The sequence below is a fragment of the Pseudomonas sp. LBUM1679 genome, from assembly GCF_059695565.1.
The window spans coordinates 668,502-688,250 of the sequence record NZ_CP166774.1 but is presented as its reverse complement, the minus strand read 5'-3'; the positions used below and the strand labels follow the sequence as shown (position 1 = coordinate 688,250).

General features: G+C 61.2%; 18 protein-coding genes. 13 read left to right on the top strand and 5 right to left on the bottom strand.

Features of this window, described 5'->3' with window-relative positions; genetic code table 11:
* Positions 1-299: 299 nt before the first annotated feature.
* The 4 genes from ACA062_RS03090 to ACA062_RS03075 all read left to right on the top strand — a co-directional run bounded on the left by ACA062_RS03090 (position 300) and on the right by ACA062_RS03075 (position 3,848).
* On the top strand, positions 300-1,097 hold the full coding sequence (locus tag ACA062_RS03090; RefSeq protein WP_128874405.1) for a hydroxymethylpyrimidine/phosphomethylpyrimidine kinase: 798 nt from the start codon (positions 300-302) through the stop codon (positions 1,095-1,097).
* 32 nt (positions 1,098-1,129) lie between these two features.
* A complete protein-coding gene (gene thiE / locus ACA062_RS03085; RefSeq protein ID WP_497455169.1) occupies positions 1,130-1,753 on the top strand; it encodes a thiamine phosphate synthase in 624 nt (207 codons plus the stop codon).
* Between the two features lie 31 nt (positions 1,754-1,784).
* A complete protein-coding gene (gene hemL / locus ACA062_RS03080; protein ID WP_497455168.1) occupies positions 1,785-3,068 on the top strand; it encodes a glutamate-1-semialdehyde 2,1-aminomutase in 1,284 nt (427 codons plus the stop codon).
* 225 nt (positions 3,069-3,293) lie between these two features.
* A complete protein-coding gene (locus ACA062_RS03075; protein ID WP_497455167.1) occupies positions 3,294-3,848 on the top strand; it encodes a tetratricopeptide repeat protein in 555 nt (184 codons plus the stop codon).
* 131 nt (positions 3,849-3,979) lie between these two features.
* Here ACA062_RS03075 and ACA062_RS03070 read toward each other — a convergent pair whose 3' ends face one another.
* A complete protein-coding gene (locus ACA062_RS03070) occupies positions 3,980-4,309 on the bottom strand; it encodes a DUF1820 family protein (RefSeq protein ID WP_007894425.1) in 330 nt (109 codons plus the stop codon).
* 135 nt (positions 4,310-4,444) lie between these two features.
* Here ACA062_RS03070 and miaB point away from each other — a divergent pair, with 135 nt between their 5' ends.
* The 5 genes from miaB to lnt all read left to right on the top strand — a co-directional run bounded on the left by miaB (position 4,445) and on the right by lnt (position 9,866).
* Positions 4,445-5,773: a tRNA (N6-isopentenyl adenosine(37)-C2)-methylthiotransferase MiaB gene (miaB, locus tag ACA062_RS03065; RefSeq protein ID WP_497455166.1), complete on the top strand. Its 1,329-nt coding sequence runs from the start codon at positions 4,445-4,447 to the stop codon at positions 5,771-5,773.
* A 205-nt stretch (positions 5,774-5,978) separates the two neighbouring features.
* Positions 5,979-6,995: a PhoH family protein gene (locus ACA062_RS03060; protein ID WP_497455165.1), complete on the top strand. Its 1,017-nt coding sequence runs from the start codon at positions 5,979-5,981 to the stop codon at positions 6,993-6,995.
* A complete protein-coding gene (ybeY, locus tag ACA062_RS03055; RefSeq protein ID WP_497455164.1) occupies positions 6,988-7,482 on the top strand; it encodes an rRNA maturation RNase YbeY in 495 nt (164 codons plus the stop codon). The genes ACA062_RS03060 and ybeY overlap by 8 nt, the downstream gene beginning before the upstream one ends.
* A 5-nt stretch (positions 7,483-7,487) precedes the next feature.
* On the top strand, positions 7,488-8,327 hold the full coding sequence (locus tag ACA062_RS03050) for a CorC family transporter (protein WP_064675727.1): 840 nt from the start codon (positions 7,488-7,490) through the stop codon (positions 8,325-8,327).
* Between the two features lie 15 nt (positions 8,328-8,342).
* Positions 8,343-9,866: an apolipoprotein N-acyltransferase gene (gene lnt / locus ACA062_RS03045; protein WP_497455163.1), complete on the top strand. Its 1,524-nt coding sequence runs from the start codon at positions 8,343-8,345 to the stop codon at positions 9,864-9,866.
* Between the two features lie 127 nt (positions 9,867-9,993).
* Here the strand turns inward: lnt and ACA062_RS03040 are convergent, their stop codons facing one another.
* Together ACA062_RS03040 and ACA062_RS03035 are read right to left on the bottom strand one after the other, a co-directional pair.
* Entirely contained in the window at positions 9,994-10,755 is a 762-nt protein-coding gene (locus ACA062_RS03040; RefSeq protein ID WP_497455162.1) for a YdcF family protein, read from the bottom strand.
* Between the two features lie 106 nt (positions 10,756-10,861).
* Entirely contained in the window at positions 10,862-11,182 is a 321-nt protein-coding gene (locus tag ACA062_RS03035) for a hypothetical protein (RefSeq protein ID WP_150764994.1), read from the bottom strand.
* A 278-nt stretch (positions 11,183-11,460) separates the two neighbouring features.
* Here ACA062_RS03035 and leuS point away from each other — a divergent pair, with 278 nt between their 5' ends.
* The 3 genes from leuS (at position 11,461) to holA (ending at position 15,838) form a co-directional block, all read left to right on the top strand.
* The gene (gene leuS / locus ACA062_RS03030; protein WP_497455161.1) at positions 11,461-14,067 is read left to right on the top strand and encodes a leucine--tRNA ligase; all 2,607 of its coding nucleotides are present in this window, start codon (positions 11,461-11,463) and stop codon (positions 14,065-14,067) included.
* 88 nt (positions 14,068-14,155) lie between these two features.
* A complete protein-coding gene (locus ACA062_RS03025) occupies positions 14,156-14,761 on the top strand; it encodes an LPS-assembly lipoprotein LptE (protein ID WP_497455160.1) in 606 nt (201 codons plus the stop codon).
* Positions 14,762-14,800: 39 nt separating this feature from the next.
* Positions 14,801-15,838, top strand: a complete 1,038-nt coding sequence (gene holA, locus ACA062_RS03020) for a DNA polymerase III subunit delta (RefSeq protein ID WP_497455159.1) — start codon at positions 14,801-14,803, stop codon at positions 15,836-15,838.
* Positions 15,839-15,851: 13 nt separating this feature from the next.
* Here holA and ACA062_RS03015 read toward each other — a convergent pair whose 3' ends face one another.
* Both ACA062_RS03015 and ACA062_RS03010 read right to left on the bottom strand, forming a co-directional pair.
* Positions 15,852-16,643: an AraC family transcriptional regulator gene (locus ACA062_RS03015; protein ID WP_497455158.1), complete on the bottom strand. Its 792-nt coding sequence runs from the start codon at positions 16,641-16,643 to the stop codon at positions 15,852-15,854.
* Between the two features lie 211 nt (positions 16,644-16,854).
* Positions 16,855-18,132, bottom strand: a complete 1,278-nt coding sequence (locus tag ACA062_RS03010; protein ID WP_497455157.1) for an acetyl-CoA C-acetyltransferase — start codon at positions 18,130-18,132, stop codon at positions 16,855-16,857.
* Between the two features lie 263 nt (positions 18,133-18,395).
* On the opposite strand from ACA062_RS03010, the gene ACA062_RS03005 reads away from it, so the two are divergent.
* Positions 18,396-19,748 (top strand): 3-oxoacyl-ACP reductase, encoded by a 1,353-nt coding sequence (locus ACA062_RS03005; RefSeq protein WP_497455156.1) that lies wholly within the window; start codon positions 18,396-18,398, stop codon positions 19,746-19,748.
* The last annotated feature ends 1 nt before the right edge of the window (position 19,749 follow it).

The following is a 19,749-nucleotide window of genomic DNA, read 5'->3' as shown; positions in this document are numbered from 1 at the left end:
AGCCCCAGCGTGGCCTGTCCGGTTATCTCAGGAAGCCCCTCATTCCTTTTGAGCAGACGTAAAACCGGTATTACCTGTATTGGTTTGGATCCACACTAGCATAGCCGTAGGTGGCCATTGAGCACCATGGAAATTTATCCTACAAAGGCTCTAGCACGGGCGTTCCGGCTGTACACCTTGAGTTAGAGCTGTTTCCCCGGTCAGATTGTGACAATGGCGTGAACGTGCCTGGGTTTTCCTCCTGCAAGGTTGATCGGACGGCACCCGAAAAACGATGTTTGGTGGTAAGCTCGCGCACCATGAATATCTACAGCTCTCGCCCCGTTGTCCTCTGTCTCTCCGGCCACGACCCAAGTGGTGGCGCCGGCTTGCAGGCAGATATCGAAGCCCTGCTCGCTCAGGGTTGTCATGCGGCCCCGGCCGTCACCGCCCTGACCGTGCAAGACACTGTCAACGTCACTGACTTCCGCGTCCTCGACCGTGAGTGGGTGTTGGCCCAGGCCAATGCCGTGCTCAACGATTCCGAAGTCGCGGCCGTCAAACTGGGCATGCTCGGTTCCCTGGAAATGGTCGACACCGTGGTCGAACTGCTGCAGGCGCACCCGCATTTGCCGATGGTCTGCGACCCGGTGCTGCGCGCCGGTGGCGGCGGACGACTGGGCAAGGATGAAGTCGGTTATGCCATGCGCGAACGTCTTCTGCCCCTGGCCATCATTGCCACCCCTAACCTTCCCGAAGCGCGCATTCTCGCCGAACTGCCAGAGGGCACCGCGGACCAGTGCGCTGAAAAACTCTTGCCGTACGTCAAGCACCTGCTGATCACCGGCGGTCATGGCGATGAAGATGAAATACACAATCGCCTGTACAGCCGTGACGGCAGCCGTGAAACCTTCACCTGCCAGCGTTTGCCCGGCAGTTATCACGGCTCCGGCTGCACCTTGGCCAGCGCCCTGGCCGGTCGCCTGGCCCTGGGTGAAAACCTTGCCAGCGCCGTGCGCAGCGCGCTTGACTACACTTGGCGTACCCTGCGGGACGCAGAGCAACTGGGCAAAGGCCAGTTCGTACCGCGCCGCCTGCCGCTGGATTTCTGTTCGTAACTTTTGATGCGTGAAGCGCAGAGGCTTGTCCGATGAAACTACGTGGCCTTTACGCCATTACCGACAGCCAGTTGCTGGCAGGTAAATTTCTGTCATACGTGGAGGCGGCGCTGGAAGGCGGCGTCACCCTGCTGCAATACCGCGACAAGAGCAGCGACGAGGCCCGCCGCCTGCGCGAGGCCGAAGCCCTGCGCGATCTGTGCGAGCGCTACAAGACCCGACTGATCATCAATGATGACGCCGAACTGGCCGCACGCCTGAACGTCGGGGTGCACCTGGGCCAGACCGATGGGCCGCTGACCCCGGCCCGCGCGCTGCTCGGTCGCCAGGCGATCATCGGTTCGACCTGCCACGCGCAACTCGAACTCGCCGAACAAGCGGCCAGGGAAGGCGCCAGTTATGTCGCCTTCGGCCGCTTCTTCAACTCCACGACCAAACCCGGCGCACCGACCTGCAGCCTCGACCTGCTCGACCAGGCCCGCAGCAAATTGCACCTGCCGATCTGCGCGATTGGCGGCATCACCCTGGATAACGCCGCCCCGCTGGTGGCCCATGGGGTCGATCTGCTGGCGGTGGTCCATGGCCTGTTTGGCGCCGAAAGCACGGCTGAAGTGACCCGCCGCGCCCGCGCATTTAACCAACTGCTGTCTATTTAAGTAGCTTAAAGTCTGATTTGAGAGCCCGATCATGTCTCGTTCCGAAACGCTGTTTGCCAACGCCCAGAAACACATTCCCGGTGGCGTGAACTCGCCTGTTCGTGCATTCAAGAGTGTTGGCGGCACGCCGTTGTTCTTCAAACACGCTGAAGGCGCCTACGTCACGGACGAAGACGACAAGCGTTATGTGGATTACGTCGGTTCCTGGGGGCCGATGATTCTCGGTCACAGCCACCCGGACGTACTGGACGCGGTGCGTAAACAGCTTGAACACGGCCTGTCCTACGGCGCCCCGACCGAGATGGAAACCGAGATGGCCGACCTGGTCTGCTCGATCGTGCCATCGATGGAAATGGTGCGCATGGTCAGTTCCGGTACCGAAGCGACCATGAGCGCCATTCGCCTGGCCCGTGGTTTCACCGGTCGCGACAGCATCATCAAGTTCGAAGGTTGCTACCACGGTCACTCCGACAGCCTGCTGGTCAAGGCCGGCTCCGGCGCGCTGACCCAGGGCGTGCCGAGTTCGGCCGGTGTGCCGGCGGCCTTCGCCAAACATACGCTGACCCTGCCGTTCAACGACATCGAAGCGGTAGAAACCATGCTCGCCGATGTTGGCCAGGACGTGGCCTGCATCATCGTCGAACCCGTGGCCGGCAACATGAACTGCGTACCGCCGGCACCGGGTTTCCTCGAAGGCCTGCGGACCCTGTGCGACAAGCACGGCGTGGTGCTGATTTTCGACGAAGTGATGACCGGCTTTCGTGTCGCCCTCGGCGGCGCCCAGGCCCATTACGGCGTAACGCCCGACCTGAGCACCTTTGGCAAGATCATCGGTGGCGGCATGCCGGTCGGTTGCTTCGGCGGCAAACGCGAAATCATGTCGCACATCGCGCCGCTGGGCCCGGTCTACCAGGCGGGCACCTTGTCGGGTAATCCGCTGGCGATGGCTGCCGGCCTGACGACGCTGCGCCTGATCAGCCGTCCTGGCTTCCACGATGAACTGACCGACTACACCAGCCGCCTGCTCGACGGCCTGCAACAACGCGCCGATGCAGCAGGCATCCCGTTCGTGACCACCCAGGCCGGTGGCATGTTCGGTCTGTATTTCAGCGGCGCCGATGACATCGTGACCTTCGATGATGTGATGTCCAGCGACGCCAATCTGTTCAAGCGCTTCTTCCACCTGATGCTGGAAGGTGGCGTGTACCTGGCGCCGAGCGCTTTCGAAGCCGGCTTCACGTCGATCGCCCATGGCGACACCGAGCTGAAATTGACGCTGGATGCTGCCGAGCGCGCATTCGCCGCCTTGAAATAACCCGGGGGCGCTGACGTTGGCCATTGCCAGCGTCAGCTTTTACCTACACTTGCGTCCTTTTCCTGCTGATCTGCGAATAATCCCCGGCAAAGTGGGCGATATATTCCCCGCGCAGCAGAAAAACGAGTAAAGACTTTGTAAGGTTGGCCCTGCTTATTTCATAATGCGCGCTTATTGGATCCCCCTCGATGGGTCCGCGCGCCCTCCAGAGGTAAGTCGATTCCCATGAACCGCACCGGCCGCACCCTTGCATTGGGCTGCCTGTTGCTCCTTCAGCCCCTGCTCGCGCTCGCACAGGCAGGCGGCAACTCGTTGTTAATCCCAGCGATGGGTCGCTGCACCCTCAATACTCAGCCGCAAGATCTGGCACAGGCACTCGCGGCCTGCCAGAAAGCGTCGGATGAAGGGGATGCGCAAGCGCAATACGAGCTGGGCGAGTTCTACTACGACGGTAAAAATGCGCCGCGCGACCTCAATAAAGCCCTGAGCTACTTCGAAAAGGCCTCGCTGCAAGGCCATGCCCAGGCACAATTCAAACTCGGCACCATGTTTTTCCACGGCGAGGGCGTGCCGGCCAATAACGTTCAGGCGTATATCGTGCTGAAAATGGCCGCGGTCAACGGCGCTGAAGATGCGCTGGATACGGCGGATGAAGTGGCCGAGAAGATGCCTCGGGAAGAACTTGAGGTGGCGACGCAGGTGCTCGGGCAAATTTTCCGCAAATATTTGATGGAATTGCAGAGCGCCGATGGGCGTACGCCTTTTTCGCCTCTTCCCTGATTTCTGCGTCGAATTTTCTGGCCCCTTCGCGGGCAAGCCTCGCTCCTACAGGATTTGCATCGTGCTTAAGAGCGACGCTGTACCTGCAGGAGCGAGGCTTGCCCGCGAAGGGTGCGACTCGGTCTTGAAACCTACTTCTCAGGCATCGGCATCGGAAACGGCATGACATTGCCGACCGCGCCGCGGGCTTCGCTGATTTTCGGTGTGCCAAGGCGTTCGACTTCGTCGATGCGCACGATCGAATGCATCGGCACAAAGCTGCGCACAACGCCTTCGAACTGAGCCTTGAGCTTCTCTTCACTAGGATCGACGACTACCTGGGTGCGCTCGCCAAAGACGAACTCTTCCACTTCCAGGAAGCCCCACAGATCACTTTGATAGATCTGCTTGGCGTACATTTCGTACACCTGGCCCTGATTGAGAAAAATCACCTTGTAGATTGGAGCTTCACGTTTGGTCATGGTGGGCGAGCAACACATCGGGGGATAAAAATTAGGGCGCGAACTATAGCATAGCCACCGGACGCACAGCGGTAGGAACCTTGGGCCATGTTCCCTATAATGCGCGGTTCTTTGAATCACGTGATGACTCTATCCATGGCCAAGAAGCTTTACATCGAAACCCACGGTTGCCAGATGAACGAGTACGACAGCTCGCGCATGGTCGATCTGCTGGGTGAACACCAGGCCCTGGAAGTCACCGCCCGCGCCGAAGACGCCGACGTGATCCTGCTCAACACCTGTTCCATTCGCGAACGCGCCCAGGACCGGGTGTACTCACAGCTCGGCCGCTGGCGCGAACTGAAACTGGCCAACCCGGACATGGTGATCGCCGTCGGCGGTTGCGTGGCCAGCCAGGAAGGCGCCGCCATCCGTGACCGGGCGCCGTATGTCGACGTGGTGTTCGGCCCGCAAACCCTGCACCGCCTCCCGGAAATGATCGACGCCGCCCGCGCCACCAAGTTGCCGCAAGTGGACGTCTCGTTCCCGGAAATCGAAAAATTCGACCACCTGCCCGAGCCGCGCATCGATGGCCCGAGCGCCTATGTGTCGGTGATGGAAGGTTGCAGCAAGTACTGCACGTTCTGCGTGGTGCCCTACACCCGTGGTGAAGAAGTCAGCCGCCCGTTCGACGACGTGATTGCCGAGATCATTCACCTGGCCGAAAACGGCGTGCGTGAAGTGACCTTGCTGGGGCAGAACGTCAACGGTTATCGCGGCGCCACTCACGATGGTCGTCTGGCGGATCTGGCCGAACTGATCCGGGTGGTCGCCGCCGTCGATGGCATCGACCGCATCCGCTACACCACCTCGCACCCGCTGGAGTTCTCCGACAGTCTGATCCAGGCTCACGCCGACGTGCCGGAATTGGTGAAACACCTGCACTTGCCGGTGCAATCGGGCTCTGACCGCATTCTGTCGGCAATGAAGCGCAACCACACCGCGCTGGAATACAAATCCAAACTGCGCAAGCTGCGGGCTGCCGTGCCAGGGATTTGCATCAGCTCGGACTTCATCGTCGGCTTCCCGGGCGAGACCGAAAAAGATTTCGAACAGACCATGAAGTTGATCGAAGACGTCGGTTTCGACTTCTCCTACTCGTTCGTCTACAGCCAGCGTCCGGGGACTCCGGCGGCCGATCTGGCCGACGACACGCCGGAAGCGCTGAAAAAAGAGCGCCTGAATGCGCTGCAACATCGCCTGAACCAGCAAGGTTTCGAAATCAGCCGACAAATGGTGGGCTCCATTCAGCGGATCCTGGTCACCGATTATTCGAAAAAGGACCCCGGCGAACTGCAGGGACGTACCGAGAATAACCGTATCGTCAACTTCCGCTGCGACACGCCAACCTTGATCGGGCAGTTCGCCGACGTGCACATCGATGCCGCCCAGCCGCACTCGCTGCGGGGGTCGCTGGTCTCCTGACACTGAGCAACCCTGTGGGAGCCGGGCTTGCCCGCGATGGCCACACCGCGGTCCGTCTGACTAACCGCGTTATCGTTCATCGCGGGCAAGCCCGGCTCCCACAGGGGACGTGTTAGGGGTCGAGATATTTAAGAGCTTTCGCACCCAGCCCACTGGCGTTATCCTTGATTTCATCTCAATTGCCCCAGGGCGGCTAAATACGACCTTGAACGCACCCATAGAACCACATCGTTTCATCCTCGAGCCCTTTGAAGCTCGCCGCTTCGCCAATCTGTGCGGGCAATTCGACGAGCATCTGCGCTTGATCGAACAGCGCCTGACCATCGAGATCCGCAACCGCGGAAACCAGTTCGAACTGATCGGCGAACCCAAGCACACCACCTCCGCGGAAAACCTGCTGCGTCGCCTGTATCGGGAAACCAAGGGTACCGAGCTGTCGCCGGACATGGTTCACCTGTTCCTGCAGGAATCGGCCGTCGAAGAGCTGGACAACCACTCCCCCGCCGAACCGTCCGTCGCTCTGCGCACCAAGAAAGGCATGATTCGCCCTCGCGGCTTGAATCAGTTGCGCTATGTGAAGGAAATCCTCGGAAACGACATCAATTTCGGCATCGGCCCGGCCGGTACCGGCAAGACCTATCTGGCCGTTGCCTGCGCGGTAGACGCGCTGGAACGCGAGCAGGTTCGCCGCATCCTGCTGGTACGTCCGGCAGTGGAGGCGGGCGAAAAGCTCGGCTTCCTGCCCGGCGACCTGTCGCAGAAGATCGACCCGTACCTGCGCCCGCTCTACGACGCACTCTATGAAATGCTCGGCTTCGAACACGTGGCCAAGCTGATCGAGCGCCAGGTCATTGAAGTCGCGCCGCTGGCCTACATGCGCGGCCGGACGCTGAACAACAGCTTCATCATCCTCGACGAAAGCCAGAACACCACGGTCGAGCAGATGAAAATGTTCCTGACCCGGATCGGCTTCGGTTCCACGGCGGTCATCACCGGCGACATCACCCAGGTCGACCTGCCGAAAGGCACCAAGTCCGGGCTGCACCACGTGATCGAGGTGCTCAAGGACGTGCCGGGCATCAGTTTCACCCACTTCCAGTCCAAGGACGTCGTGCGCCATCCACTGGTGCAGCGTATCGTCGAAGCCTACGAGCGCTTCGAGAATCGCGTGGCCGAAGAACCGGCGAAGTTCTCTTACAGGGACAATCGCCACGATGCTTGAGCTTGATCTGCAGCTTGAAAGCCGGGGAACCGCCCCCAGCGTTGCCAAATTCCGCCAATGGTGCGAGCTGGCCCTGCGCCAGCGTACTGCCGACTCCGAAATGACCATCCGTCTGGTCGATGAAGACGAGGCCCGCGAACTGAACAGCACCTGGCGGCAAAAGGATTACGCCACCAACGTCCTGTCGTTTCCTGCCGATGTGCCCGACGAGTTTCTCGACATCCCGCTGCTCGGCGATCTGGTGATCTGCGTGGCCGTGGTCGAGCGCGAAGCCGCCGAACAGGGCAAGGCGCTCGACGCCCACTGGGCGCATCTGGTCATCCACGGCTGCTTGCATCTGCTGGGTTACGACCATATAGATGACGACGAGGCTGAAGAAATGGAAGCACTGGAACGAACGTTGCTTGCAGAGCTGGGTCACCCGGACCCGTATGCGGACGACGAAACAGACGAACCCCCTATCGTTACAACAAAGGATTCAGAGTAATCGCTATGAGCGAAGATCGATCGAGCAACGGGCAAAAGTCATGGCTGGGTAAGCTCACCCAGGCTTTTGCCCACGAGCCGAAGAACCGCCAGGAGCTGCTGGAGCTGCTGCGCGATGCACACCAGAACAAACTGCTGGACAGCGAAGCGCTGGCCATCGTCGAAGGCGCCATCCAGGTTGCAGACCTGCAAGTACGGGACATCATGGTCCCGCGCTCGCAGATGATCAGCATCAAGGCGACCCAGACCCCCCGCGAGTTCCTGCCTGCCGTGGTCGACTCGGCCCACTCCCGCTATCCGGTCATCGGCGAAAGCCATGATGACGTGATGGGCGTGCTGCTGGCCAAGGACTTGCTGCCGTTGATCCTCAAGGAGAACGGCGACAACTTCAACATCAAGGATCTGTTGCGTCCGGCCACCTTTGTGCCCGAGTCCAAGCGCCTGAATGTGCTGCTGCGCGAGTTCCGCGCCAACCATAACCACATGGCCATCGTCATTGACGAGTACGGCGGTGTGGCAGGCCTGGTGACCATCGAAGACGTGCTGGAACAGATCGTCGGCGACATCGAAGACGAGCACGACGTCGAAGAAGACAGCTACATCAAGCCGCTGCCCAGCGGTGACTTCCTGATCAAGGCCCTCACGCCGATCGAGAACTTCAACGAGTTCTTCGACAGCCAATTCTCCGATGACGAATTCGACACGGTGGGCGGTCTGGTGATGAGCGCATTCGGGCACCTGCCAAAACGCAACGAAATCACTGAAATCGGCCCTTATCGCTTTCGCATCCTGAACGCCGACAGCCGTCGGATTCACTTGCTGCGCCTGACGCCTATTGCCCGGTAACCACTAAGGATAGAAATGCTCTGGATCACCCGCCCCGGCTGGCCCGGTAACCTGCTGGCCGTGGCGGCCGGTGCAATCACCACCCTGGCCCTGGCGCCGTACGATATCTGGCCGCTGGCATTGCTGGCGGTCGGCTTGTTCTATGCCGGCTTACGTCAACTGAACCCTCGCCAGGCCTTGGGCCGCGGCTGGTGCTTCGGTTTTGGTCTGTTTGGCGCCGGTACCAGCTGGATTTACTACAGCATCCACCACTTCGGTGGCGCTTCGGTGCTACTGGCCGGCTTCCTGATGCTGATCTTCACGGCGGCGATTGCCTGGTTCTTCGCCCTGCCCGCCTGGATCTGGGTGCGCTGGCTGCGCCGCAACGAAGCGCCACTGGCCGATGCCTTGGCGTTCGCCGCGCTGTGGGTCGCCCAGGAAGCCTTTCGTGGCTGGTTTCTTACCGGCTTCCCATGGCTCTATTCCGGTTACAGCCAACTCGATGGCCCGCTTTCCGGGCTCGCACCCGTCGGCGGGATGTGGCTGATTTCGTTTACCCTGGCCCTGACGGCAGCGCTGATCTACAACGCGTTGCCTTTGGCGAAAACCGCTCGTAAAGGCTTCATCGCCGCTGGCGTGCTGCTGCTGATCGGCCCATGGGTGGCTGGCATGGCGCTCAAGGAGCATGCCTGGACCAGCCCGGCGGGCGCACCGCTGAGCGTCGCGGCGATCCAGGGCAATGTCGAACAGAGCATGAAGTGGGACCCGGCACAGCTCAACGCGCAGCTGGCGCTGTACCGCGACATGAGCTTCAGCTCCAGACCGGTCGACCTGTTGATCTGGCCGGAAACCGCGGTCCCGGTGCTCAAGGAGTCCGCCGAGGGCTTCCTGAACATGATGGGAGACTTCGCCGCAGAGCGTAAATCCGCACTGATTACCGGCGTGCCGATCCGTCAGGAAGTGCATCAACAGAAACGCTTTTTCAACGGCATCACCGTCGTGGGCGAAGGCGATGGCACTTACCTCAAGCAGAAACTGGTGCCGTTTGGCGAATATGTGCCGTTGCAGGAGGTGTTGCGCGGGCTGATCGCCTTTTTCGACTTGCCGATGTCGGACTTTGCCCGTGGCCCTGCCGATCAGCCGATGCTGCAAGCCAAGGGGTACCAGATCGCGCCGTACATCTGCTACGAAGTGGTCTATCCGGAATTCGCCGCCAGCCTCGCAGCCCGTAGCGATTTGCTGCTGACTATCAGCAACGACACCTGGTTTGGCACCTCCATCGGCCCGCTGCAACATTTGCAGATGGCGCAGATGCGCGCACTGGAAGCCGGACGCTGGATGATCCGCGCCACCAACAACGGCGTGACCGGCCTGATCAACCCGTTCGGGCAGATCACGGTGCAGATCCCGCAGTTCGAACGCGGCATTTTGTACGGCGAAGTGGTGCCGATGCACAACCTGACGCCTTACCTGCAATGGCGTTCGTGGCCGCTGGTCATTGTTTGCGTGTTGTTGTTTGGCTGGGCGCTGGTGGCTAGCCGGATGGCCAAAACCGTTTAAGTATCGCGGTGTGTCGCGGCGTCTGTAAAAAGATCGCAGCCTCGTTGCACTCGACAGCTCCTACAAAGTACGTACGCAATCTCCTGTAGGAGCTGTCGAGTGCAACGAGGCTGCGATCTTTTGCTCTTCAGCGGTAGAACACCGAATACCCGATCTGTCCCACCGCCTCATTCATCAACTGCCCACTCTGCCAGAGCGCCTTGAACTCCGGCAGCCAGCCACCCAGTGGCCGGGCGTTGTCCACCCCTAGAAACCCCATAGGTGCCGGCACCACCTCGAACCCCGCCTGCTGGAAACTCCAGACCGCTCGCGGCATGTGCGAGGCGTGCGTCACGAGCACGACGCGTTTGATGCCTTGGGGCAGCAACACTTCAGCGCTGAACTGCGCGTTCTCCCAAGTGGTGCGGCTGCGCCCTTCCTGCCAGCGCACGGTCACGTCGAAATCATCGAGCAACGAGTCCGCCATCAACTTGGCTTCGGTCGGCGGGGTACCGTAATGCAGGCCACCACTGGTGAGGATCGGCAAGCCCGACGCCTTGGCCAGCCGGGCCGCATAGCGTTGGCGCTCCAGGCCGATACCGGTCGGCTGGTCGGCGCCCCAGGCCGGATCGCCACGCTCGCGCCCCGAACCCAGTACCACGATCGCATCCGCCTGCCGACCCAGTGTTGCCCACTCATTGAGAGCCAGCGGCGGTTCACGCTCAAGCGCCCTGGCGCTCCACTCCACCACTATTGGCAGGCTCATCAGCCAAAAGCCGCCTACGCCCAAGGCAAAGCACAGGGCCGCCAGTCGCGGCCTTGAGCGGCGCAACCACCAGGCAAGCAGCAACAGCAGCAATAGAACGCCGGGAGGCAGTAGAAGTTGTTTGACGAAATAGCGAAAAGGCATCGAGCATCTCCAGAGATGCCCGAAGCCTAAGTGGGTTGACGCAATGCGACAACAAATGCGGAAGGTCTATGCTTTAAAAAACCATATTCCATGGTTTCAAGTGCCCTTACTTGAATTGCAGAGACCGGACCTTTACCGCGTCCCTGCCAGGTACCTTGTCCTTGAGCCAGATGATCTTGGCCGAACGTGGTGCGTCGAGTTGCTTCACTGCCTCTGACAAGTATCCATGTGATTCACGTTCACTGCGATCCAGATACGCTTTGACCAGTGCAAACTCTGCGGGGCTCAGGCCGCGCAGTTCCAGCTCCAAGGGACGCTCATCGCGCAGCCGGTCAGCGGTTTTTGCCGCGTCCAGGGCAATCCCCAGACGATCGATCAGTCTTTCATACAGCTCCGGTTTTGTAACTTTTTGCCGTGACTCAACCATCCCTCACCTCATTGAAGATAAGACTCGCTCCCCTTTTAGAGCTTAGCTTCCATGAACAAACCGGCTGGGTGCCGCGACCAACGGCCCTCGCAGCGGTTTTTGCCAGGCCTTGGGCAGTAATCAGGGTTTCCCTCGGTAGAGTGCGGTCATGTATGCTACGACGCTTCCTGTAACTCCACTTCCAGCTCGTCTGGACACCGAAGCGCCGATCTGGCGCAATCACCGTCCAGCGTGTATCGAAGAGGACTAGGCCACCCCTATTCAGTTCAAAAGTAGCCATGCACGAACAATATCAGCCCCGTGAAATCGAAGCCGCCGCCCAGTCGTTCTGGGACGAGCAAAAGTCCTTTGAAGTCAGTGAACAGCCAGGCAAGGAGACTTTCTACTGCCTGTCGATGTTCCCTTACCCCAGCGGCAAGCTACACATGGGGCACGTGCGCAACTACACCATCGGCGACGTGATCTCCCGCTACCAGCGCATGCAAGGCAAGAACGTCCTGCAACCCATGGGTTGGGACGCCTTCGGCATGCCGGCGGAAAACGCCGCGATGAAGAACAACGTAGCACCCGCCAAATGGACCTACGAAAACATCGCCTACATGAAAAACCAGCTGCGCAGCCTGGGCCTGGCGGTGGACTGGTCCCGCGAAGTCACCACTTGCAAGCCGGATTACTACCGCTGGGAACAATGGCTGTTCACTCGCCTGTTCGAAAAAGGCGTGATCTACAAAAAAAGCGGCACTGTGAACTGGGACCCGGTCGACCAGACCGTGCTGGCCAACGAACAGGTAATCGACGGTCGCGGCTGGCGTTCCGGCGCGCTGATTGAAAAGCGCGAAATCCCGATGTACTACTTCAAAATCACCGCCTACGCGGATGAGCTGCTGGAGAGCCTCGACGAACTGACTGGCTGGCCGGAACAGGTCAAGACCATGCAGCGCAACTGGATCGGCAAATCCCGCGGCATGGAAGTGCAGTTCCCGTACAACGTCGATTCGATTGGCGAAACCGGCGCACTGAAAGTCTTCACCACCCGTCCGGACACCTTGATGGGCGCGACCTACGTTGCCGTGGCCGCCGAGCACCACTTGGCCACCCTGGCCGCGCAGAACAACCCTGAGCTGCAAGCGTTCATCGCTGAATGCAAGGGCGGCAGCGTCGCAGAAGCCGACGTCGCCACCCAGGAGAAGAAAGGCCTGCCGACTTCGCTGTTCGTCGAGCACCCACTGACCGGTGAGAAACTCCCGGTATGGGTCGCCAACTACGTGCTGATGCATTACGGCGACGGCGCGGTCATGGCTGTTCCGGCGCACGACGAGCGCGATTTCGAATTCGCCACCAAATACAACCTGCCGATCAAGTCCGTGGTGCGTACCAGTTCCGGTGACACCAACCCGGCCCCTTGGCAGGACGCCTACGGCGAACACGGCACGCTGATCAATTCCGGCGAGTTTGACGGTCTCGATTTCGCGGGTGCCTTCGATGCCATCGAAGTGGCGCTGATCAAGAAAAACCTCGGCGCCTCGCGCACCCAGTTCCGCCTGCGCGACTGGGGCATCAGCCGTCAGCGCTACTGGGGCTGCCCGATCCCGATCATCCACTGCACCACCTGCGGTGATGTGCCGGTCCCGGAAGATCAATTGCCTGTGGTACTGCCGGAAGACGTGGTACCGGACGGTGCGGGCTCGCCACTGGCGCGCATGCCCGAGTTCTACGAGTGCAGCTGCCCGAAATGCGGCCAGCCTGCCAAGCGTGAAACCGACACCATGGACACCTTCGTCGAGTCCTCGTGGTACTACGCCCGTTACGCCTCGCCGCACTATGCAGGCGGCCTGGTCGAGAAATCGGCGGCCGACCATTGGTTGCCGGTGGATCAATACATCGGCGGTATCGAACACGCGATCCTGCACCTGCTCTATGCGCGCTTCTTCCACAAGCTGATGCGCGACGAAGGCCTGGTGAGCTCCAACGAGCCGTTCAAGAACCTGCTGACCCAGGGCATGGTGATCGCCGAGACCTACTATCGTCGCGAAGCCAACGGTGCCTACACCTGGTTCAACCCGGCGGACGTCGAACTCGAGCGCGACAGCAAGGCCAAGGTCATCAGCGCCAAGCTGATCGCAGACGGCCTGCCGGTGGAAATCGGCGGCACCGAGAAGATGGCCAAGTCCAAGAACAACGGCGTCGACCCACAGTCGATGATTGACCAGTTCGGCGCAGACACCTGCCGTCTGTTCATGATGTTCGCTTCGCCGCCTGACATGAGCGCGGAATGGTCCGACTCCGGCGTAGAAGGTTCGCACCGCTTCCTCAAGCGCGTCTGGCGCCTGGCTCAAGCGCACGTCACTCAAGGCCTGCCGGGCAAACTGGACGTCGCCGGCCTGAACGACGGGCAGAAAGCCATTCGCCGTTCGATCCACCAGGCCATCAAGCAGGCCAGCCACGACGTCGGCCAGAACCACAAATTCAACACCGCCATTGCCCAGGTGATGACGCTGATGAACGTGCTGGAAAAAGCCCCGCAAGGCACCGAACAGGATCGTGCACTGATTCACGAAGGCCTGGAAACCGTGGTCCTGCTGCTGGCACCGATCACTCCGCACATCAGCCATGAGCTGTGGCATCGCCTGGGTCACGCCGGTCCGGTGATCGACGCCGGTTGGCCGGTGCTGGACGAAAGTGCCCTGGTACAGGACAGCCTGCAGTTGGTCATTCAAGTGAATGGCAAATTGCGCGGCCACATCGAAATGCCGGCCAGCGCCAGCCGCGAAGACGTCGAAGCCGCCGCACGGGCCAACGAGAACGTGTTGCGCTTTGTCGACGGCCTGACTATTCGTAAAGTGATCGTAGTGCCCGGGAAACTGGTCAATATCGTCGCCAGCTAAGTGGACCAGGCGCCAGGTCCAGCCTGGCGCCGAGTAAAACCTTTCGGGTCGCATGATCGGCCCACCTGGTTTCAAGGGGAACAACAAGATGATCAAACGCAATCTGCTGGTGATGGGCCTCGCCGTTCTGCTGAGCGCCTGCGGTTTCCAGCTGCGTGGCACCGGCACCACCGAGCTGGCGATCAAGGAACTCGACCTGAGCGCCCGTGATGCCTACGGCCCGACCGTGACCCAAATGCGTCAGGTGCTGGAAAGCAGCGGCGTCAAGCTCTACAGCGGCGCCCCTTACAAACTGGTGCTGACCGGCGAACAGGAAAGCCAGCGCATTCTCAGCTACGCCGGTGCCGGCCGCACTGGCGAGTATCAGATCAGTACCGTACTCAGCTATGACATCAATGGCCAGGGCAACTTGCCACTGTTGAGCGACAAGCTCGAAGTGCAGAAAGTCTTTATCCACGACGGCAACAACCTGGTGGGCTCCGACCAGGAAGCCAACGACGCGCGCAAGGAAATGCGTCGTGAACTGGTGCAACGCATGATGCTGCGCCTGCAGCAATTGACCCCGACTCAGCTGGAGCAGCTGCAGCAGACCGCCGAGGCCCGCGCCAGGGCTGAAGCCGCGGCATTGGAAGCGGCGCAGAAGGCTGAAGCGCAAACGCCGCGTCAGTCGCCTGTCGAACTGCCGCGCCAGTAAGCGTTGCGGGGCGCCTCGGCGCCCCGTTCGCCCTCTCCTATGAAACTCGCTCCCGCCCAACTCGCCAAGCACCTGCAAGGCACCCTCGCGCCTGTCTACATCATCAGTGGCGATGACCCATTGCTGTGTCAGGAAGCCGCCGACGCCATTCGTGCCGCCGCTCGTCAACAGGGCTTCGACGAACGCCAGGTCTTCGCCGCCGATGCCAGTTTCGATTGGGGGACGTTGTTGCAGGCTGGCGCGAGCATGTCGTTGTTCGCCGAAAAACGCCTGCTGGAATTGCGTCTGCCGTCAGGTAAACCCGGTGACAAAGGGGCTGGCGCGTTCATCGAGTACTGCTCGCGTCCGCCCGAAGACACGGTGTTGTTGATCAGCCTGCCCAAGCTGGATGGCAGCGCGCAGAAAACCAAGTGGGGCAAGGCACTGGTTGAAGGCCAGCACACCCAGTTCGTGCAAATCTGGCCGGTGGATGCCAACCAGTTGCCGAGCTGGATCCGTCAACGCCTGTCCCAGGCCGGACTGTCCGCCAGCCAGGACGCCGTGGAACTGATCGCTGCCCGGGTCGAGGGCAACTTGCTGGCTGCCGCCCAGGAAATCGAAAAACTCAAGCTGATGGCCGAGGGTGGGCAGATCAGCGTTGAAACCGTGCAAGCGGCGGTGGCCGACAGTGCGCGCTTCGATGTCTTCGGGCTGACCGATGCCATTCTCAACGGCGAAGCGGCGCATGCCCTGCGCATGCTTGAAGGATTACGCGGTGAAGGCGTCGAGCCACCGGTGATTCTCTGGGCCCTGGCCCGGGAGCTGCGCCTGTTGGCCAACCTGGCATTGCAGTACAGCCAGGGCGTGCCGCTGGACAAGGCCTTCAGCGCTGCGCGACCGCCGATCTGGGACAAACGCAAACCGCTGATGAGCAAAGCCCTGCAACGCTACTCGGCGCCACGCTGGGCACAGTTGTTGCTGGAAGCGCAGCGCATTGATGCGCAGATCAAGGGCCAGGCCGCGGGTTCACCGTGGATGAGTTTGAGTCGGTTGTCGTTGTTGATGGCGGGACAACGATTGTCGTTGCCTGCTGAGTAAGCTCGACAGACCGTCACTGCTTGAAGAGCTCGCCAGGGGTAAATCCGAACAACCCCTTGAACGCCGCAATAAACGCCGACGTCGAGTCATACCCGCAAGACAGCGCGGCGTTGGTCACGCTGTTCCCCTCCTCCAGCAAACTCAACGACGACAGCAGCCGCATCCGCTGACGCCACCCTCGAAAGCTCAACCCGGTTTCCCGCTGAAACAGGCGCATCAGGGTTTTCTCCGACGTACCCAACCGCTGCGCCCACGCCTGCAAGGTCACGTTCTGCTCAGGGCTTTCGAGCAGCTCGTTGCACAACCCCAGCAACCGCTCATGACGCGGTAACGGCAGGGAAAACGCCACCTCCGGCAGACTCGCCAACTGGTCCAGCAGCACATTCACCAACCGCGTTTCCTGGCTGTCACCCTGTGGATATTCCACCGGCAGCAGGCAAAAATGCTTGATCAGCTCCCGGGCCAGCGGCGTCACCTCGAGCACCCGGCAACGCCCGTCCGCCCATGCGCAATCCTCGCGCCGCACATAGAGGCTGCGCATTTCGGCGCGCATCGAAGTCACCACCTGGTGTTCGAGATCCGCTGGAATCCAGATGCCCCACTGCGGCGGAGCAAAGAAACTGCCCTCGGCGGTGTGTACGCCAAGAACGCCGCTGATGGCGTAGGAAAACTGCACCCAGTCGTGGCGATGAGACGGTGTCCAGGAACCCGCATTGAGGCTTTCCGCCCGGGCGAACAGCGGACGCGGCAATGCCGTCAGCGTCGGAATCGTCCGTTCGAGGGTAAGTTGTCCGTTAGTCGGCATTGAACGACCTAATGTTGCAAGATGATCAATGACTCCGACGTTAGGCCATGTCACTCATATATTCAATGTCGGTGATCCCTGTGGGAGCGGGCTTGCCCGCGATAGCGGTGTTTCAGGCAACAGAAATGCTGAATGTGCCGTCCCAATCGCGGGCAAGTCGAATCGTCGCACCGCCGCTCCCACAGGTTCGGGGTGTCACCCAAAGCATCCTTTAGCGCTCGACAATCGCGGTCACGCCCTGGCCGCCCGCGGCGCAGATCGAAATCAAGCCCCGTCCCTTGCCTGCGGCATCGAGTAACTTCGCCAGGTTGGCGACAATGCGCCCGCCGGTGGCAGCGAACGGATGCCCGGCCGCCAGAGAGCTGCCTTTGACGTTGAGCCGGCTGCGGTCGATGGCACCGAGCGGCGCAGCGAGGCCAAGGCGGGTTTGGCAATAGTGAGGATCTTCCCAGGCCTTCAAGGTGCAGAGCACCTGCGCGGCGAAGGCTTCGTGGATTTCGTAGTAATCGAAGTCCTGCAAAGTCAGGCCATTGCGCGCCAGCAAGCGCGGCACGGCATAGACCGGCGCCATCAACAGCCCTTCGGCACCGTTGACGAAATCCACCGCCGCCGCTTCGCCATCGCGCAGGTAAGCGAGGATCGGCAGGCCACGTTCCTTCGCCCATTCCTCGCTGCCCAACAGCACCAGCGACGCGCCATCGGTGAGCGGCGTGGAGTTGCCCGCGGTCAGGGTGCCCTTGGCACTTTTCTCGAATGCCGGTTTGAGCGAGGCGAGTTTTTCCAGGGTCAGGTCCGGGCGCAGGTTGTTGTCGCGAGTCAGGCCGAGGAACGGTGTCATCAGATCGTTGTGCCAGCCCTCGGTGTAGGACGCGGCCATTTTCTGGTGGCTTTCGAGGGCCAGTTGATCCTGCTCGTCCCGGGGAATATCCCAGGTCTGGGCCATCAGCTCGCAGTGTTCGCCCATGGACAGGCCGGTACGCGGTTCGCCGTTGCGCGGCAGTTCCGGGATCAGGTGCCCGGGGCGCAGTTGCAGGAAGGTTTTCAGTTTGTCGCCGGTGGTCCTGGCGCGATTGGCTTGCAGCAGAATTTTGCGCAAGCCTTCGTTGACGCCGATCGGTGCGTCGGATGTGGTGTCGACGCCACCGGCAATGCCGCACTCGATCTGGCCAAGGGCGATCTTGTTCGCCACCAGCAGCGCCGCCTCAAGCCCGGTGCCGCAGGCTTGCTGGATGTCGTAGGCCGGGGTGGTCGGTGACAGCCGCGAGCCGAGTACGCACTCGCGAGTCAGGTTGAAATCCCGGGAATGCTTGAGCACTGCCCCGGCGGCCACTTCACCGATGCGCAGGCCGTGCAGGTTGTAGCGTTCGATCAGGCCCTCGAGCGCGGCGGTGAGCATCGCCTGGTTACTGGCAGTGGCGTATGGCCCGTTGGAGCGGGCGAAAGGGATACGGTTACCGCCGATAATCGCGACGCGGCGCGGTTGAGTCATGAAAAGCTCCTGATCGAATATTTGAACGTTAACCCAATCCCTGTGGGAGCGGGCTTGCCCGCGATGGCGGTGTGTCAGTCACATCATCGTTGGATGTGCCGCCGCCATCGCGGGCAAGCCCGCTCCCACACGGTCAGCGGTGCACACAAAGGTCGGGGACAAACTATTCTGCTGTGATCAAGCGTAGGCCTAATCCCGTGGATCGAACGACTGATTGCCATTCGTGGTCCACACTTTGAACCCCAGCTGCTGGAGCGCGTTCCATGTCTGACCGCTATATCGAGTTCGCCAATTCGTCCATCGGCCATCGTCTGGTCGGGGCCCTGGGTCTGCCGACGCCGGTACGATTGGAGCGCTGGCAAGCCGGGCGGCTGCGCCCGGTCGAGGGGGCGTTGCTGATCGGCGGCGGACCGCTGGCGGAAAAAGTCAGCGCTTTCGCCAACCGCCTGACCGACGCGATTTACAGCTACGGCACCGCCCCTTCAATGGCCACGGCGTGGATTCCCGGTCATGGACCGAAACTCAAGGCCGTGGTGTTCGATGCCAGCAATCTGGTGCAGACCGACCAGCTCAAACAGCTGCGCGAATTCTTCCAGCCGCTGATGAAAAACCTTGATCACAGTGCTCATGTGGTGATCCTGGGGCGGGCACCGCAGGCCTTGAGCGACCCGTTCGCCGCCAGCACCCAGCGGGCCCTGGAAGGTTTCAGCCGGTCGCTGGCCAAGGAATTGCGCAGCGGTGGTACCTTGCAGCTGATCCATGTCGGTGAAGGTGCCGAGGATCAACTGGAAGGCCCGTTGCGGTTTTTCCTCTCGCCCAAAAGCGCTTTCGTTTCCGGACAAGTGATTGGCTTGAACGCCTGCAATACGCAGGTGACGGACTGGACTCGCCCGCTGTCAGGTCGCAAGGCTCTGGTCACCGGCGCGGCGCGCGGCATCGGCGCGGCCATCGCCGAAACCCTTGCCCGTGACGGCGCCGACGTGATCCTGCTGGACGTACCCCCGGCCAAGACCGACCTCGAGGCCCTGGCCGCCCGCCTCGGCGGGCGCGGCATCACGCTGGACATCTGCGCCGATGACGCCGCCGCGCAGCTGATCGAGCAATTGCCCGACGGCATCGACATTGTCGTGCACAACGCCGGCATCACTCGGGACAAAACCCTGGCCAACATGACCCCGGAATTCTGGGACGCGGTGCTGGCGGTCAATCTCAATGCACCGCAGGTGCTGACCAAGGCACTGCTCGACAGCGGCACCTTGCAGGACAACGGCCGGGTGATTCTGTTGGCCTCCATCAGCGGCATCGCCGGCAATCGCGGGCAAACCAACTACGCGGCGAGCAAGGCGGGGCTGATCGGCCTGGCTCAGGCCTGGGCGCCACTGTTGAAGGAGCGCGGTATCAGCATCAACGCGGTGGCGCCAGGATTCATTGAAACCCAGATGACCGCGCACCTGCCCTTCGGCCTGCGTGAAGCCGGGCGCCGCATGAGTTCCCTTGGCCAGGGGGGCCTGCCGCAAGACGTCGCCGAAGCGGTGGCCTGGCTGGCGCAACCCGGCACCGGGGCGTTCACCGGGCAAGCATTGCGCGTCTGTGGACAAAGTGTTTTGGGGGCTTAGG

Bases quoted from the DNA above. Each gene is read 5' to 3' on its own strand.
- ACA062_RS03025 (WP_497455160.1), top strand. From the start codon at position 14,156: ATGATCAAACGCAATCTGCTGGTGATGGGCCTCGCCGTTCTGCTGAGC.
- ACA062_RS03040 (WP_497455162.1), bottom strand. From the start codon at position 10,755: ATGCCTTTTCGCTATTTCGTCAAACAACTTCTACTGCCTCCCGGCGTT.
- hemL (WP_497455168.1), top strand. From the start codon at position 1,785: ATGTCTCGTTCCGAAACGCTGTTTGCCAACGCCCAGAAACACATTCCC.
- ACA062_RS03090 (WP_128874405.1), top strand. From the start codon at position 300: ATGAATATCTACAGCTCTCGCCCCGTTGTCCTCTGTCTCTCCGGCCAC.
- ACA062_RS03050 (WP_064675727.1), top strand. From the start codon at position 7,488: ATGAGCGAAGATCGATCGAGCAACGGGCAAAAGTCATGGCTGGGTAAG.
- thiE (WP_497455169.1), top strand. From the start codon at position 1,130: ATGAAACTACGTGGCCTTTACGCCATTACCGACAGCCAGTTGCTGGCA.
- ACA062_RS03005 (WP_497455156.1), top strand. From the start codon at position 18,396: ATGTCTGACCGCTATATCGAGTTCGCCAATTCGTCCATCGGCCATCGT.
- leuS (WP_497455161.1), top strand. From the start codon at position 11,461: ATGCACGAACAATATCAGCCCCGTGAAATCGAAGCCGCCGCCCAGTCG.
- ybeY (WP_497455164.1), top strand. From the start codon at position 6,988: ATGCTTGAGCTTGATCTGCAGCTTGAAAGCCGGGGAACCGCCCCCAGC.
- ACA062_RS03070 (WP_007894425.1), bottom strand. From the start codon at position 4,309: ATGACCAAACGTGAAGCTCCAATCTACAAGGTGATTTTTCTCAATCAG.
- holA (WP_497455159.1), top strand. From the start codon at position 14,801: ATGAAACTCGCTCCCGCCCAACTCGCCAAGCACCTGCAAGGCACCCTC.
- ACA062_RS03035 (WP_150764994.1), bottom strand. From the start codon at position 11,182: ATGGTTGAGTCACGGCAAAAAGTTACAAAACCGGAGCTGTATGAAAGA.
- ACA062_RS03015 (WP_497455158.1), bottom strand. From the start codon at position 16,643: ATGCCGACTAACGGACAACTTACCCTCGAACGGACGATTCCGACGCTG.
- miaB (WP_497455166.1), top strand. From the start codon at position 4,445: ATGGCCAAGAAGCTTTACATCGAAACCCACGGTTGCCAGATGAACGAG.
- ACA062_RS03075 (WP_497455167.1), top strand. From the start codon at position 3,294: ATGAACCGCACCGGCCGCACCCTTGCATTGGGCTGCCTGTTGCTCCTT.
- lnt (WP_497455163.1), top strand. From the start codon at position 8,343: ATGCTCTGGATCACCCGCCCCGGCTGGCCCGGTAACCTGCTGGCCGTG.
- ACA062_RS03010 (WP_497455157.1), bottom strand. From the start codon at position 18,132: ATGACTCAACCGCGCCGCGTCGCGATTATCGGCGGTAACCGTATCCCT.